This window comes from Actinomadura sp. RB99 (genome assembly GCF_014706005.1).
Taxonomy (GTDB): domain Bacteria; phylum Actinomycetota; class Actinomycetes; order Streptosporangiales; family Streptosporangiaceae; genus Spirillospora.
In genome coordinates this window covers 1-13063 of sequence record NZ_JABMCA010000132.1, presented here as the reverse complement: position 1 = coordinate 13063, position 13063 = coordinate 1, and the positions used below count along the sequence as shown (strand labels likewise).

12 protein-coding genes and 1 pseudogene are annotated in these 13063 nt (G+C 73.3%); 6 read left to right on the top strand and 7 right to left on the bottom strand.

What is annotated here, in order from left to right:
• A pseudogene (locus amrb99_RS48135) lies at nt 1-521 on the top strand (hypothetical protein); the annotation flags it as partial.
• A gap of 105 nt (nt 522-626) precedes the next feature.
• Here amrb99_RS48135 and amrb99_RS52905 read toward each other — a convergent pair.
• The 3 genes from amrb99_RS52905 to amrb99_RS48120 all read right to left on the bottom strand — a co-directional run bounded on the left by amrb99_RS52905 (nt 627) and on the right by amrb99_RS48120 (nt 3968).
• Complete coding sequence (locus tag amrb99_RS52905; RefSeq protein ID WP_190868811.1) at nt 627-1199, bottom strand: septal ring lytic transglycosylase RlpA family protein; 573 nt, start codon at nt 1197-1199, stop codon at nt 627-629.
• Between the two features lie 548 nt (nt 1200-1747).
• On the bottom strand, nt 1748-2620 hold the full coding sequence (locus amrb99_RS48125) for a hypothetical protein (RefSeq protein WP_190868810.1): 873 nt from the start codon (nt 2618-2620) through the stop codon (nt 1748-1750).
• Between the two features lie 244 nt (nt 2621-2864).
• Nucleotides 2865-3968 carry a diiron oxygenase gene (locus amrb99_RS48120; RefSeq protein WP_190868809.1) on the bottom strand — a complete coding sequence of 368 codons (1104 nt, stop codon included), beginning with the start codon at nt 3966-3968 and terminating at the stop codon, nt 2865-2867.
• A 202-nt stretch (nt 3969-4170) separates the two neighbouring features.
• Between amrb99_RS48120 and amrb99_RS48115 the strand changes: the two genes are divergently transcribed.
• Both amrb99_RS48115 and amrb99_RS48110 read left to right on the top strand, forming a co-directional pair.
• Nucleotides 4171-5346 (top strand): sensor histidine kinase, encoded by a 1176-nt coding sequence (locus amrb99_RS48115; RefSeq protein ID WP_190868808.1) that lies wholly within the window; start codon nt 4171-4173, stop codon nt 5344-5346.
• Complete coding sequence (locus amrb99_RS48110) at nt 5343-5948, top strand: response regulator transcription factor (RefSeq protein WP_347257184.1); 606 nt, start codon at nt 5343-5345, stop codon at nt 5946-5948. Before amrb99_RS48115 ends, amrb99_RS48110 begins: the two co-directional genes overlap by 4 nt.
• Nucleotides 5949-5991: 43 nt before the next feature.
• On the opposite strand, the gene amrb99_RS48105 is transcribed toward amrb99_RS48110, so the two are convergent.
• Nucleotides 5992-6600: a hypothetical protein gene (locus amrb99_RS48105; RefSeq protein WP_347257183.1), complete on the bottom strand. Its 609-nt coding sequence runs from the start codon at nt 6598-6600 to the stop codon at nt 5992-5994.
• Between the two features lie 98 nt (nt 6601-6698).
• The gene (locus tag amrb99_RS48100) at nt 6699-7322 is read right to left on the bottom strand and encodes a TetR/AcrR family transcriptional regulator (protein WP_347257182.1); all 624 of its coding nucleotides are present in this window, start codon (nt 7320-7322) and stop codon (nt 6699-6701) included.
• Between the two features lie 140 nt (nt 7323-7462).
• Between amrb99_RS48100 and amrb99_RS48095 the strand changes: the two genes are divergently transcribed.
• Both amrb99_RS48095 and amrb99_RS48090 read left to right on the top strand, forming a co-directional pair.
• Entirely contained in the window at nt 7463-8797 is a 1335-nt protein-coding gene (locus tag amrb99_RS48095; RefSeq protein ID WP_190868806.1) for a GH1 family beta-glucosidase, read from the top strand.
• 32 nt (nt 8798-8829) lie between these two features.
• Nucleotides 8830-9114 carry a chorismate mutase gene (locus tag amrb99_RS48090; RefSeq protein ID WP_190868805.1) on the top strand — a complete coding sequence of 95 codons (285 nt, stop codon included), beginning with the start codon at nt 8830-8832 and terminating at the stop codon, nt 9112-9114.
• Nucleotides 9115-9167: 53 nt separating this feature from the next.
• Here amrb99_RS48090 and amrb99_RS48085 read toward each other — a convergent pair whose 3' ends face one another.
• On the bottom strand, nt 9168-9800 hold the full coding sequence (locus tag amrb99_RS48085) for a hemerythrin domain-containing protein (protein ID WP_190868804.1): 633 nt from the start codon (nt 9798-9800) through the stop codon (nt 9168-9170).
• Between the two features lie 135 nt (nt 9801-9935).
• On the opposite strand from amrb99_RS48085, the gene amrb99_RS48080 reads away from it, so the two are divergent.
• Nucleotides 9936-11714, top strand: coding sequence for a peptidylprolyl isomerase (locus amrb99_RS48080; RefSeq protein ID WP_190868803.1), 1779 nt, complete (start codon nt 9936-9938; stop codon nt 11712-11714).
• On the opposite strand, the gene amrb99_RS48075 is transcribed toward amrb99_RS48080, so the two are convergent.
• Complete coding sequence (locus amrb99_RS48075) at nt 11695-12894, bottom strand: FAD-dependent monooxygenase (protein WP_190868802.1); 1200 nt, start codon at nt 12892-12894, stop codon at nt 11695-11697. The two genes, amrb99_RS48080 and amrb99_RS48075, sit on opposite strands and share 20 nt — an antisense overlap.
• Nucleotides 12895-13063 lie beyond the last annotated feature (169 nt).

The window sequence follows — 13063 nt, the reverse complement described above, 5'->3', positions numbered from 1 at the left end:
ATCTGGTGAGCGCGGCCGCCGCCGTCGCGCCCGTCGTCGCCCCGGCGCGGGCGGCGCGGGCGGTGGAGCGGCGCGCCGCGCGCGAGCGGACGTGGAGCGAGACCGCGCAGGAGCTCGCCGACCGCCTCGACCTCGGCGCGCTCGCCGGCGACATCGCCGCGCGGGACGTGCCGCTGCTGCTGGTCGGCGGCGCCCGCGACCGGGTCGTCCCGGCCGGCGAGGTCACCGCGTTCCGGGACGTGCTGCAGCGGCGCGGCGCGGGCGCGGTGGAGCATGCCGCGTTCCGGATGGGGCACGCGCTCGCCGCCGAGCCCGGCACCGAGCCGCGCCCGCCGATCACCGACGCCGTCCGCGTCGACGGCCTGCTCACCGACTGGTTCCGGGAGCGCCTCGCGGACGTCCGGCCGGAGGCGGCGCAGGCCGAGCAGTGGGACTCGGGGCAGGAGCAGGACGCGGCGCCCGCGGCGGCGCCGGGCACCGACACCGCGCCCTATCCGGCCCCGGCGCCCGTCACGCGCTGACGGGCGGACGCCCCAGCGGGCGGACCCGCCGACGCGTTCAGACGGCCGTCGTCCGCCTCGCGGGCAGCATCGAGCGCCCGCGAGGCGGGTTGCGCGTGGTGGAGCTCAGCCCTTCGAGAGGACCTCGTAGCGGACCGGGATGACGCCCGATCCGGTGCCGCCGACCTTCTTCATCGCCGCGGTGGACAGGTCCAGGCAGCGGCCGCCCGCGTACGGGCCCCGGTCGTTGATGCGGACGATGACCGACCGGCCGTTGTTCTTGTTGGTCACGCGGACCTTGGAGCCCATCGGCAGCGTCTTGTGCGCCGCGGTGAGGGCGCTCGGGTTGAAGGGCTCACCGCTCGCGGTCATCTGCCCCTCGCCGTAGAAGGACGCCTCGCACGAGCCGGACTGCAGGACCTTCGCCTTCTTCTGCGGCCTGGTCTTGTGCTCGGCGACGGCCTCCGACCGCGCCTTCTTCTTGGGCTCGGCCTTCTTCCCGGTGTGCTTCGGGTTGGGGTCGCGCGGCCCGCCGCGGCTGGCCCGGGACGGCTCCGGCCTCGGCGGGTCCGCCTTCGGGACGGTCGCGCCCGGTGCGGTCTGCGCGGCCTGGGCCGAGTCGGCCGGGGCCTTGCGGCCGTTGGCGACGGCGAACGCGCCCACCGCGAGAACGGCGGCGGCGACGCCGGAAACGATCATTAGGGTGCGCAGGCGCGGCCGCTGAAGGCGGGCGCGAAGGCGCGCGTGAAGACGATGTCGTTCGTCAGGGTTGCCCACGAAGAATCCTTCGGTAGGGGACAGGACCCCGGACGCCCGGCGTTTCTCAGCGCCGTTCTCGCGGCGCGCCGGGGCGACCTCCTCGTCCCCCGAGACCCGCACCGCCCATGGGCTCCAAGGCCCGTCTGCGCGCTCTCGCTGAGCGCGGCCGCGTCATCGCGGCTTCGGCGTCCGGCAGGTGCGGCTGCGTTGCATCTTCACTTTTGATCTCGAAAGCGCCGCACAAGTCCTTGACCGTACGTTGCGTCCGGAGTGAATCAAGCGCAGGCCCGAACAATGTGGGGTTTGTCACCTCTCTTTTTGCCCTGCGAAGCCGATCGACTTCGCTGGGTGAGCGCATTTCAAGATCCAATTTACTCGCCATGGAAGGTGTGATCTCGGACATATAACAAGCGTTCGTTAGGCAGCAAAACGGGGCGTTCCGGGATGCACTTGGCATCTCCGGAACGCCCCGTTCCGAGGTGTTTTCGTCAGTGGGTGTCGGACGGCCGCTCGCGCGTCTTCAGCACGTTGACGACGCTGCCGACCTGCGACTGCATCGTCTTCACGCTGTCGCCGGCCTCGCCGGTGAGGCTCTGCGGCGCCGGCCTGGCACGCCGCAGCCCCGCCCCGTCCGGGAGCACCATCGAGATCGGCGCGGCGGAGCGCAGCGAGGAGGCGTCGCCCGGCAGCCCGAGGGCCACCGCGTCGCCCAGCGGCCCGCCGGAACCGCCCGACGCGGCGGAGCGGCCGGTCGGCAGCGCCTTCCCCACCTTGCTGTGCACGACCCGCTTCGGGACGGACGTGACGCGCCCGACGACCCGTCCGGGCACCTTGGCGGCCTCCCCGACCGGAGCCGGCAGCCCGGACGCCGGCCCGGACCCGGAGGCGGTGCGGTTCGCCGCGCCGACGCAGCTCCCGCTGCGCGGGGCGGAGATCGGCGCGCCGTCGCGGCCGGGCGTCAGCGCCATCGTCTGGTGCGGCAGCAGCCGCGTGACCCGGGTGCCGTCGACCGTCTTCATCGGGTCGACCCGGCAGGCGCGGGCGGCGGAGCCCGCCGCGGAGGCGGTGCGGGACACGGGCAGGCCCTTGCCCAGGCCGGCGCTCCGCCCGGGACGGGCCGCGGAGGCGACCGCGCCGTCCGCGGTGCCGGCCGCCGACTCCAGGGTGCGGCTCGCGGTGTCGGAGACGGGGGCGGGCAGCGCCACCGGCGGCAGCGCCGGGCCGACCTGGCCGACCGTCCCGTAGACGAGGTCGGCGACCGGGCCCTGCGCGGCGTTCGCCGGCGCGGCGGACAGGACCAGCGCCGCGGCCAGCGGGGCGGCCGCGGACAGGCCCAGCAGATTTCTGGCGGATCGGTTCATACGTATTTCCCCCGACATTCTCGGATCGACTCTGCGCGGTGTGCGTGCGCCCGTGGCGTGCGTTCTCCGGCGCACCGTCGAGCGGGCACGTTAGTACAGCCCGGATGCCGCGTATGCCGAATTCGAAAATCGATCGGGGGCGGGCGGGGAAGATCTACGGAAATGCGACGCGGGGACGCCCGTGGGCGTCCCCGCGTTTCACCGCGCCGTTACTCCGGAGCGGGGGGCTTCCGGCGGCCCGGCGTCACTCCGCGCCGAGCGCGATGGCCTCGTCGACCTCGGTCTTGCGGGCGGCCAGCTCGGCCGCGTACTTCTCCTCGTCGACCTTCTCGGCGATCTCCTCGTCCTGCCGCATCAGCGCTTCGAGGTCGGCCTTGGCATTGTCGAGGACGCCCATGTCGGCATAGGCGGCCTTCACCTTGTCACCCCAAAGGCCGACGTCCCGGACGCACGGCACGATACGGCTGAAGAGCAGCGACTGGTAGAGCGTGTACATATCCGAGTTGTCGACGTATTCCATGCACTTGTCGACCGGCATGTCCAGCTGCTCGAACACCTCGCGGCCCTTGAACCGGTCGCGCATCAGGTAGCAGCCCTCGACCACGAACTCCTCGCGCTCGGCCCGCTCCTTGTCGGTGAGCTCCGCGTAGTAGTCCTTGAGCGCCAGCCGGCCGAACGCGACGTGCCGCGCCTCGTCCTGCATGACGTACGCGAGCAGCTGCTTGACCAGCGGGTTCGTCGACATGTCGCGGTACAGCCCGAAGGCGGCGAGGGCGAGGCCCTCGATGAGCACCTGCATGCCGAGGTAGGGCAGGTCCCAGCGGCTGTCCTCCAGCGACTCGGCGAGCAGCTTCGCCAGGTCCTGGTTGATCGGGTAGTACATGCCGATCTTCTCGTGCACGAACTTCGCGTACAGCTCCACGTGCCGCGCCTCGTCCATCGTCTGCGTGGCGGCGTAGAACTTCGAGTCCAGGTCGGGCACGGACTGGACGATGCGCGCCGACACGTTCAGCGCGCCCTGCTCGCCGTGCAGGAACTGGCTGAACAGCCAGGAGCCCTGGTGGCGGCCGAACTCGTCCCGCTCCTTCTGTGACATCTTGTCCCAGATATCGGAGCCGACGAGGGGGTTGAAGTTCTCCGGCAGCCCGGCGACGTTGACCGGATCGACCTCAAGGTCCCAGTCGATGCGCTTCGTCGCGTCCCACTGCTTGTCCTTGCCCTTCTGGTACAGGCTCAGCAGCCGGTCGCGGCCCTCGTCGTACTCCCAGGTGAACCGGGCGTCGCCCGCCATGGGGACGTTCCACGTCTCCGTGGGCACGGGCGTGGAGTAGAGGTCGTAGGAACTCACGGGGGATCCTCCTCGGGGTGGCGCCGCACCGTCGCGACGCGTGGTGTGCTCCGCCCACCGCTTTACATACCTTCGTAACATGTAAAGCGCGAGCAGGCCAGACCCCAAGCGCGGGCAAGATGACCATGACAAAAGTCATCCCGGACCCACGACAACGCTCACTGACCCTCCGACCTGGGCATCGGCATACGATTCAGGCGTCATGAGCCTGAGGATGTTCGACAGCGAGGATCTGGACGGGCCCGATCCCGGCCGGTCCCGGCGGCGGCGCGCGTTCTGGTCGACGTTCGGCCTCATCTACATGATCCCGCTCGCCCATGTCGTCACCGGCTACAGCGGCACCAGGCTCGCCCTCGCCGTCCTCGGCCTCGGCGCGTTCATCGGCCTGTACTACGCGACGCCGCTGAGCATGCGCAGCTGGGTCGACCCGATCGGGCCGCTCACCCGCACGCTGCTCGCCGCGTTCGCGGTGGTCAGCGCCGTGCTGCCGTTCGCGTTCGGGGACGAGTGGATCGGCACCCCGGTCTACCTGTCGATGATCTTCGCGATGGCATTGCCGATGGACCGGGTGCTCTGGGGCGTCGGCGGCGCGACCGCGCTGGCCTCGCTGCAGTGCGCGCTGATCGACGGCGCCGTGGGCGCGCTGCCGGTCATCGCCGTCACCTCGCTGTCGCTCGGGCTGATGATGGTCGGGTTCCGGCACGCCCGCACGCTCGTCCAGCAGCTCCGGGTGGCGCGCGGCGAGGTCGCCCGGCTCGCCGCCGCCGACGAGCGGCTGCGCATCGCCCGCGACCTGCACGACCTGCTCGGGCACAGCCTGTCGCTGATCGTGCTGAAGAGCGAGCTGGCGCGGCGGCTCGGCGAGCAGGACACCGGCCGCGCGATGGCGGAGGTGCGCGACATCGAGTCGGTGGCGCGCCAGTCCCTCGCCGACGTCCGCGCCGCGATCTCCGGCTACCGGCGCCGCGACCTCACCGGGGAGCTGGACGGCGCCCGCGCGGTGCTGGCGGCCGCCGAGATCGAGGCCGAGGTGCGGACGTCCGGGACGCCGCTGCCCGACCAGGTCGACGGGCTGTTCGGCTGGGCCGTCCGCGAGGGCGTCACCAACGTCGTGCGGCACGCCCGCGCCCGCCGCGTCACGATCACCGTCGGCCGGGCGGACGGCGCCGCCACCCTGGAGATCGTCGACGACGGGTGCGGGCGGCCCGGCGAGGGGCACGCGCCGGGCCACGGCCTGGAGGGCCTCGCGGAGCGGGTCGCGGACGCGGGCGGGACCGTGGCGGCGGGCCGGCGCGACGGCGGCGGCTTCCGGCTGGCGGTGCGCGTCCCGCTCGGCCGGGCCGGCGCGGAGAGGGCGGCGGTAGAGTCCGCCACGTGATCCGCGTGATGCTCGCCGAGGACCAGCGGATGGTGCGCGGCGCCCTGGCCGCGCTGCTCGGGCTGGAAGCCGACCTGGAGGTCGTCGGCGAGGCGTCCGGCGGCGCGGAGGCCGTCGCGGTGGCGGCCCGGACCCGGCCGGACGTCGCGCTGCTGGACATCGAGATGCCGGACCGGGACGGCCTCGCCGCCGCGCCGGAGATCCGCGCCGCCGTGCCCGACTGCAAGATCATGATCCTGACGACGTTCGGCCGGCCCGGCTACCTGCGCCGCGCGATGGAGGCCGGCGCGTCGGCGTTCCTGGTGAAGGACGGCCCGGCGCAGGAGCTGGCCGCCGCGATCCGCCGGGTCGTCGCGGGCGAGCGCGTCATCGACCCGGCGCTCGCCGCCGCCGCGCTCAGCGCGGGCCCGAACCCGCTGTCGCCGCGCGAGCGCGACGTGCTGGAGGCGGGCGCGGACGGGTCCACGGTCGCCGACATCGCGGGCCGGCTGCACCTGTCGGAGGGGACCGTCCGCAACTACCTGTCGTCCGCCATCAACAAGGTCGGCGCCCGCAACCGCATCGAGGCCGTCCACACGGCCCGCGCGCAGGGCTGGCTGTAGCCGCGCCGCCCACGTCCCGAGGGACGGGCGGCCCGGCCGCCGGTCAGCGGGACTGGAGGGCGTCGAGCGCGACGGCCTGGGCGACGACGAGCCGGCGGTCCAGGCGCGGGTCCTTGATGTCGACCACGTAGCGGTCGCGGAGGCCGAACTTCTTCTCCACCGAGAAGACGACCTGGTCGCCCGCGTAGAAGTCGAAGTGGTACGGCCACGCGAACGGCAGGTTCTCCGCGTACGGGATGAAGCCCCACACCCGGCGCAGCACCGCGACGAACTTGTTGCGCTCGCTGCCCGTCGTCACGCCGAGGCCGGGCTGCTCCAGATGCCAGGTCGAGGCGATCAGCGACTTCTTGAAGTCCTTGCGGAAGAGCCCGATGGGCCGCCCGTCCGCGTCGGTGATGTCGTAGGCCGACGCCAGGTCGATGCGCTTGCGCGCCTTGAAGCCGAGGATCGGGCGGGTCTTGGAGTCGTCGGAGTAGAGCGTGACCTGCTCCTTGAACGCCAGCCGCTTCTGCTGCGCGAACGCGAGCAGTTCGCCCTCCCCGCCGTCCGGGTTCTCGGCGTGCACCTCGTACTGGTTGACCATCAGGCGGACCCGCTGCCGGATCAGCAGCCGGTGCTGCGCCTGGAGCCGCTCTGCGTCCAGCGAACTCACCCTCGTCCCGTCGCGTTTTCGCGCGAGTCTGCCACAAACGACGAGCTGAGGGAGATGTCCGGACGAAATACCAAATGGTGACCGGCGAGAGGTGCGGGTCAGGCCTCCTGGATGTGCCCCGCGAGGTACCCGTGGATCAGCCGCTCCGCCTCCGCGACGATCAGCGGGTCGCCGTCCGGGTCGCGGCGGAAGGCCATCTTCAGCACCGCGTCGCCCGCCTCCACCGCGATGGCCAGCGCGGTGGCGAGGCCGGGGGTGTCCTGCACGCCGAACGTCTCGACGATCATCTCGCGCAGCCGGTCGGCGACCACCGCGTTGTTGTCGGCGTCAGAGTCGAGCAGGTTCACGTCGGCGACGTCGCCGAAGCGCAGCACCCGGAACCCCGGCACGGTGCGGTGCATCTCGACGAAGATCTCGATGATCACGCCGACGGTGTCGGACCAGTCGGCGAACGCGCCGGCGGCGAGCCGCGCCGAGATCCGCTCCCCGAACACCTCCAGGTTGCGCAGCGCGAGCGCCTGCGCGACCGCCCGCTTGTCCGGGAAGAACTGGTACACCGAGCCGATCGCGACCTCGGCGCGCTGGGCGATCCGCGTGGTGGTCAGGCCGTCGTAGCCGTCCTCCTCCAGGATGTCCGCGCACGCGTCGAGCATCCGCTGGACGCGTTCGGCGCTGCGGCGCTGGGCGGGACGTCGGCGGAGCGGCGTGCGGATCTCGGTCACGCCACCATTGTCACCCGAACGCGCCATGCTCGGTCATGGCCGGAACGGCCTTCCCCACCCCGCGGTCACGGGACCCTTCCGCCGCGACCACCCCGCCCCGTAAAGTCCGAAGGGGATTCGCGTTCAGGGGAAAGGGACGGATGGGGTTTCCGGAGGGCTTCCGCTGGGGCGTCGCGACCGCCGCCTACCAGGTCGAAGGCGCCGTGCACGAGGACGGCCGCGGGCCGTCGACCTGGGACGTCTTCGCCCACACCCCGGGCCGGGTGCGGGACGGGCACACCGGTGACGTCGCCTGTGACCACTATCACCGGTGGCCGGAGGACGTCGGGCTGATGAAGGAGCTCGGCGTGAACTCCTACCGGTTCTCCCTCGCGTGGCCGCGCGTCCAGCCGACCGGCAGCGGCGCCGCCAACCCGCGCGGCCTGGACTTCTACGACCGGCTCGTCGACGCCCTGCTCGCCGCCGGCATCGAGCCCGCCGTCACCCTCTACCACTGGGACCTGCCCCAGCCGCTGGAGGACGCCGGCGGCTGGATGAACCGCGACACCGCCTACCGGTTCGCCGAGTACGCCTACCGCGCCGCCGACCGCCTCGCCGACCGCGTCGGCATGTGGATCACGCTGAACGAGCCGGTCGTCGTCACCGCCTACGGGTACGCGTTCGGCGTCTACGCGCCCGGCAGGACGCTGATGCTGGACGCGCTGCCGACCGCCCACCACCAGCTCCTCGGCCACGGCCTCGCCGTCACCGCGCTGCGCGGCGGCGGCGCCCGCCGCGTCGGCCTGACCAACCACTACTCGCCGGCCTGGCCCGCCGATCCGGCGTCCGGCGCCGACCGGGACGCCGCGCTCGCGTTCGACGCCTTCATGAACCGGATGTTCACCGACCCGGTCCTGACCGGCGCCTACCCCGACCTCAGCGCGCTCGGCGGCCCCGACCTCGGGCCGTACGTCCACGACCTGGACATGTCGGTCATCGCCTCGCCGATCGACTTCCTCGGCGTGAACTACTACCAGCCGACCCGCCTCAAGGCGCCGCCCGCGGACGGCCCGCTGCCCTTCGACATGGTGGACATCACCGAGTACCCCGTGACGGGGATGGGCTGGCCGATCGTCCCCGACGCGTTCCTGTCCCTGCTGCGGACGCTGCGCGCGCGGTACTCGAACGGGCTGCCGCCGCTCTACGTCACCGAGAACGGCTGCTCGTTCCCGGACGAGGTCGCCCCCGACGGCACGGTGGACGACACGGCCCGCATCGAGTTCCTCGACGCGCACATCGCCGCGATGCGGACCGCGATCGACGACGGCATCGACATCCGCGGCTACTACGCCTGGTCCCTGCTCGACAACTTCGAGTGGGCCGAGGGGTACCACCCGCGCTTCGGGCTCGTCCACGTCGACTACGAGACGCAGAAGCGGACGCCGAAGAGGTCGTACGGCTGGTACCGGGACCTCATCACGGCCCCGCCGAAGTGACGCGCACCGGACGCCCCTGCCAAGATCCCGGTATGGATTCGCTCTCGGACGTCCGCGCCCGCATCGACGCCATCGACGGCGACCTCGTCCGGCTCCTCGCCGAACGGCAGGGGCTCGTCCGGGCCGCCGCCGCGTTCAAGGCCGACGCGGGCGCCGTCCGCGCGCCGGGCCGCGTCGAGCAGGTCGTCGCCCTGGCGCGCGAGCGCGCCGCGTCCGCCGGCCTGTCCCCCGAGGTCGCCGAGGCGGTGTGGCGGGCGATGATCGGCGCGTTCATCGACCTCGAACTCGACGAGCACGCCCGCCGCACCGCCCCCTGACCGATGGCCCTCGCCCTCCTCAGCGAGATCGACTCGGTTCTCCGCGGCCTCCCCTAAGCGTGGGCGCCCCACAGGTCGAGGGCCTTGTACGCGGGGACCCACTCGTTCGCGTAGGTCGCGCGGACGGGCTCGGGGAGCGGCGCCAGCATCGCCGCCGCCGCGCCCTCGGACGCGCCGTCCAGCATCCACGGGATGACCCGCGGCGCGTCCGGCCCGACGTACTTGCCGCTCGCCTGGCCGAACTCCAGCCACTGCGCCTCGGACAGGGTCGCGTCGATCAGCGCCAGCGCCTCGTCCTCCTCGTGCTTGAGGTGCCCGCCCAGCGCGGTGGCCAGCGTGTCCGTCAGCCCGCCGAGCCGCGCGGGCCCGGACTCGCGGTCGGCGAGCGCCGCGTCGATCGCCTCGATCACGGGGTCCACCGCCGCGTGCTCGGCCTCCATCGCGTCCAGCAGCGCCAGCCCGTCCGGGCGCCCGGCGAGGGCCTCGCGCATCACCGGCCACAGCGCCTCGTCCTCCGCGGTGTGGTGCGCGTGCAGCGCCTTCTTGAACAGCTCCCAGCCGACGGCGGTGGCCAGCACCCGCCGGGGGTCGTCGTCCGGACGCGCGGTGACGTCGGCGATGTGCCGCAGGTCCCGGCGGAGCGCGTCGTGGAAGGTGTACATCGACGTCATGTCCAGCTTGCTCATCGCGTTCTCCTCAGGCCGATCGGGTCGTTCACAGCACTGACGGACGGCGCGGCGCCGATGTGACCGCCTCGGCGGAGGGATTCCGTGCGGCATCGGTAGGCTTTCCAGCTCCCCCGTTGCCTTGGAGGTCCGCGCATGGCGGAACCACGCCCGCTGCGTCCGAACGACCCGCGCGAAGCCGGCGGGTACCGGCTGACCGGACTGATCGGCGAGGGCGCCCAGGGGACGGTCTACCTGGGCGAGTCCGAGACCGGCGAGCGCGTCGCGGTGAAGGTGCTGCGCGCCTCGGTCGACGGCGACGAGCGGGCCCGGACGCTGTTCGAGCGGGAGCTGTCGGCGGCGCGGCGGGTCGCGCCGTTCTGCACGGCGCGGGTGCTCTCCGCGAGCGTCCCGGCGGACGGGTCCGGCGGCGACGCGCCCCACATCGTCAGCGAGTACATCGAGGGGCCGTCGCTGCGGGAGCTGGTCGGCGGGCGCGGGCCGCTGCCGGAGGCCGAACTGCGGCGCCTCGCCATCGGCACCGCGACGGCGCTGGCGGCGATCCACGAGGCGGGCGTCGTGCACCGCGACTTCAAGCCCGCGAACGTGCTGCTCGGCCCGGACGGCCCGAAGGTCATCGACTTCGGCATCGCGCGGCCGCTGGAGGCCACGTCCGCGACGATGACGGGCGCGGTCGGCACGCCCGCGTACATGGCGCCCGAGCAGGTGTCGGGGGCGCCGGGCGGGCCGCCGCTGGACATGTGGGCGTGGGGCTGCACCATGGCCTACGCGGCGAACGGGGCGCCGCCGTTCGGCACCGACACCGTCCCGGCGATCATGCATCGGGTGCTGTACGCGCCGCCTGCGCTGGGCGTGCTCGGCGGCGAGGTCGGCGCGATGGTCGCGGCGTGCCTGGAGAAGGACCCGGCGCGGCGCCCGACGGCGCTGCAGGTGCTGGTCCGGCTGCTCGGCGAGGACGGGAGCGAGGCGCACCTGCTGGAGGAGGGGTCGTCGGCGGCGGCGACGCTGACCGCCGCGGCGCTCCCGCCGCCCGCGCCCGCGCCGCCCGCCTCTGCGCCGCCCGCCTTCGCGCCGCCCGACGGGCCGCCGCCCATGCCGCCCGGTATGGGGACGGCTCCGGGCCCGCCGCCGGGGCCGCCGTTCCTTCCGCCGGGTCGGACCGTCCCCTCCGGGCCGGGGCCGCGGAAGGGCGGCAGGGCGCTGGTCATCGCGGGCGCGGTCGCGGCCGTGGCGCTGCTCGCGGCGGGGACGGCCACCGCCGCCGTGCTGCTCAAGGACCACGGCGGCGACGGCGACCACCCGTCGGCGAGCCGGACGACCCCCTCGGGCGGGACCGCCGCCATCGGCGGCGACTGCCGTTACACGCCGTCGTCCGGCGGCGACGTGAAGGACGTCGGGACGCCTCCGGCCACCGCGAAGCCTCCCGCGACCGTCCACGCCGAGCTGGCGACGAACCTCGGCACCGTGAAGATGGACCTCGACGGCGCCAAGGCGCCCTGCACCGTGAACTCCTTCATGTACCTGGCGGGGAAGAAGTTCTACGACGGGACGTCCTGCCACCGGCTCACGACGTCGGCGGCCCTCAAGGTGCTCCAGTGCGGCGACCCGTCCGGGACCGGGTCGGGCGGTCCGGGCTACGCGTTCGCCAACGAGAACACGTCCGGCGCCAAGTACGCGCGCGGGACGGTCGCCATGGCGAACGCGGGCGCGAACACCAACGGGAGCCAGTTCTTCATCGTGTACGGCGAGGCGGACATCCCCGCCGACTACACGGTGTTCGGGCACGTCACGTCCGGGATGGACGTCATCGACAAGGTGGCGAAGGCCGGCACGGACGGCGGCGCGACCGGGGCCGACGACGGCAGGCCCAAGCTGAAGATCACGCTCCGGCGCCTCACGGCATCGGCCGCGTAGGGACCCCGGCGTAGTCGGGCAGGTCGATCGCCTCGGCGGTCCTCCGGGCGATCTTGGCGGCCATGTTCTTGCCCGGCAGGTACGGCAGCAGCTTGTAGTACCGGTTCAGCAACCCGATCACGGCCCGGTTCGAGGGCATCATCAGCTTGGCGACGCCGTCGCCCATCTTCTGGCAGCCCGCCGCGTAGTCGCGCATGACGTCCTCGTAGCGCGCGAAGGCGACGCGGTGGTCGCCGCGCGCGGCGGCCAGCTCGCCCGCGAGCACGTAGGCGCCGACCATGGCGAGGCCGGTGCCCATGCCGGACAGGGACGACGGGCAGTAGGCGGCGTCGCCGAGGAGCGCGACCCGCCCGCGCGCCCACCCGTCCATGCGGACCTGCCCGACCGCGTCGAAGTAGAAGTCGGGGGCGTGCCGCATCTCGGCGAGCAGCCGGTCGCACTCCCAGCCGGTGCCGGCGAACCGCTCGGTGAGGATCCGCTGCTGCCCCGCCACGTCCCGGCGGTCGACGCCCGTCTCCGGCGACGCGAAGTAGAACGCTGCCCTGGCCTCGGTGTTGTCGCGGGCGCTGTAGACGGACGCGAGCTGCCCGCCGGTCCGGTAGACGTGCCCCGTGTACCGGAGGCCGAGGTGGTTGGGGACGCTGAAGATCGCGCAGTGCACGCCGAGTTCGCGGACGTACCGCTCCTCCGGCCCGAACGCGAGGCGGCGGACGTTGGAGTGCAGCCCGTCCGCGCCGATGACCAGGTCGAACCGGCGCGGCGCGGACCGCTCGAAGGAGACGGTCACGCCGTCGGCGTCCTCGTCGAGGGACGCGATGGAGTCGCCGAAGACGTACTCGGTGGTGCCGCGGGTGGCGTCGAGGAGGATGCGGGCGAGGTCGCCGCGGAGGATCTCGACGTCCCCGGCGAACAGGTCGGCCGCCATCGTCGCCACGGGCTTGCCGGCCTTGTTCACGTACGCCATGGCGCCCATGCCGGTCTTCGCGCGCTCGACGTCGGTGAGGAGGCCCATGCGGCGCAGGACGGTCAGGTGCGCGTCGCCGCGGAAGTCGACGGCGTAGCCGCCGTCGCGGAAGCCGGCGGTGTTCTCGACGATCGTGGTGGCGAAGCCGTAGCGGGCGAGCCAGTGGGCGAGCGCGGGGCCGGCGATCGAGGCGCCGGAGATCAGGACGTTCTTCATGCCGGTGAGCGTGCCGGGGCGCGCTCACCGGAGGCTCACCGCCGGCTCACCGCCTCGACGACCTCCTCGTCGAGGCCGGCGAGGCGCAGCGCGTCCGCCCTGCTCAGCCCCTCCGGCGCGCCGCCGCCCGCCGCTGCGCCGCCCGCCGCGCTGTCGCCCGCCGCTGCGC